This is a genomic window from Sutcliffiella rhizosphaerae, from assembly GCF_917563925.1.
In the GTDB taxonomy this organism is placed as follows: Bacteria; Bacillota; Bacilli; order Bacillales; family Bacillaceae_I; genus Sutcliffiella_A; species Sutcliffiella_A rhizosphaerae.
Map to the genome: position 1 here is coordinate 1 of NZ_CAKJTJ010000084.1, position 1,171 is coordinate 1,171.

Annotated in this window: 9 tRNA genes and 1 rRNA gene; all 10 read right to left on the bottom strand. The window is 50.0% G+C overall.

Going from position 1 to position 1,171, the window contains the following annotated elements:
• Positions 1-187 precede the first annotated feature (187 nt).
• A tRNA-Ala gene (locus LRP81_RS23075) sits at positions 188-263 on the bottom strand.
• Positions 264-282: 19 nt separating this feature from the next.
• Positions 283-359 (bottom strand) — tRNA-Pro (locus tag LRP81_RS23080).
• Between the two features lie 4 nt (positions 360-363).
• Positions 364-440 (bottom strand) — tRNA-Arg (locus tag LRP81_RS23085).
• Positions 441-463: 23 nt separating this feature from the next.
• Positions 464-552: transfer RNA gene (locus LRP81_RS23090), tRNA-Leu, on the bottom strand.
• A 7-nt stretch (positions 553-559) separates the two neighbouring features.
• A tRNA-Gly gene (locus LRP81_RS23095) sits at positions 560-634 on the bottom strand.
• 12 nt (positions 635-646) lie between these two features.
• A tRNA-Leu gene (locus tag LRP81_RS23100) sits at positions 647-727 on the bottom strand.
• A 5-nt stretch (positions 728-732) separates the two neighbouring features.
• Positions 733-808, bottom strand: a tRNA-Lys gene (locus tag LRP81_RS23105).
• 57 nt (positions 809-865) lie between these two features.
• Positions 866-941, bottom strand: a tRNA-Thr gene (locus LRP81_RS23110).
• Positions 942-967: 26 nt separating this feature from the next.
• A tRNA-Val gene (locus LRP81_RS23115) sits at positions 968-1,043 on the bottom strand.
• 7 nt (positions 1,044-1,050) lie between these two features.
• Positions 1,051-1,167, bottom strand: a 5S ribosomal RNA gene (gene rrf, locus LRP81_RS23120).
• Between the last annotated feature and the right edge of the window lie 4 nt (positions 1,168-1,171).

The following is a 1,171-nucleotide window of genomic DNA, read 5'->3' on the forward strand; positions in this document are numbered from 1 at the left end:
GCATGTATTAGGCACGCCGCCAGCGTTCGTCCTGAGCCAGGATCAAACTCTCCAATAAAGAGTTTGAGCTGTTGCTCAAAAATCTTGCTAGCTTGTTACTTAATTTTCGTTCATGTTAACTATTAAAAGTTAACGTGGACGCTGTTGTTTTGTTTAGTTTTCAAAGATCATAAACTCATAGTGCTTTTGGTGGAGCCTAGCGGGATCGAACCGCTGACCTCCTGCGTGCAAAGCAGGCGCTCTCCCAGCTGAGCTAAGGCCCCAAAAATTTAAAGTTTCTACTGGTCGGGAAGACAGGATTCGAACCTGCGACCCCTTGGTCCCAAACCAAGTGCTCTACCAAGCTGAGCTACTCCCCGTTAATGGCGCGCCCGAGAGGACTCGAACCCCTAACCTTTTGATCCGTAGTCAAACGCTCTATCCAATTGAGCTACGGGCGCATATGAAATGTTTTTTGAAAAAATGGTGCCGAGGACCGGAATCGAACCGGTACGGTAGTCACCTACCGCAGGATTTTAAGTCCTGTGCGTCTGCCAGTTCCGCCACCCCGGCAATTCAATGGAGCGGAAGACGGGATTCGAACCCGCGACCCCCACCTTGGCAAGGTGGTGTTCTACCACTGAACTACTTCCGCTATTGAAAACTATGCGGGTGAAGGGACTCGAACCCCCACGTCAAAGACACTAGATCCTAAGTCTAGCGCGTCTGCCAATTCCGCCACACCCGCGTAAATGGTGTGCCATGAAGGACTCGAACCTTCGACCCTCTGATTAAAAGTCAGATGCTCTACCGACTGAGCTAATGGCACATAATCACTTAACAATAATTACGTTATGTTAAGTATATCAACTAATAAGAATACGAATGGTGCCGGCGATAGGAGTCGAACCCACGACCTACTGATTACAAGTCAGTTGCTCTACCAACTGAGCTACACCGGCAAAAAATTTCACTTCGTGAAACATAATGGTGGAGGATGACGGGATCGAACCGCCGACCCCCTGCTTGTAAGGCAGGTGCTCTCCCAGCTGAGCTAATCCTCCAAAATCCGCCTGGCAACGTCCTACTCTCACAGGGGGACAGCCCCCAACTACCATCGGCGCTGAAGAGCTTAACTTCCGTGTTCGGTATGGGAACGGGTGTGACCTCTTCGCTATCGCCACCAGACAAA